The following is a 213-nucleotide window of genomic DNA, read 5'->3' on the forward strand; positions in this document are numbered from 1 at the left end:
GTTATGCGTTATGCGTTATGCGTTATGCGTTATGCGTTATGCGTTATGCGTTATGCGTTATGCGTTATGCGTTATGCAAAAATAAAAAGTTTGGAGCAAAAAAAAGCCTCACAATAAGTGAAGCTTATAAAAGTTGGCGATCCGGACGGGACTCGAACCCGCGACCACTTGCGTGACAGGCAAGTATTCTAACCAACTGAACTACCGGATCAG

At 43.7% G+C, this 213-nt stretch carries 1 tRNA gene; it reads right to left on the minus strand.

The annotated features are described in order from the left end of the window. Positions 1-134: 134 nt before the first annotated feature. Positions 135-211: transfer RNA gene (locus HXZ69_RS04165), tRNA-Asp, on the minus strand. Positions 212-213 lie beyond the last annotated feature (2 nt).

This window comes from Empedobacter sp. R132-2 (assembly GCF_030324375.1).
GTDB lineage: Bacteria > Bacteroidota > Bacteroidia > Flavobacteriales > Weeksellaceae > Empedobacter > Empedobacter falsenii_B.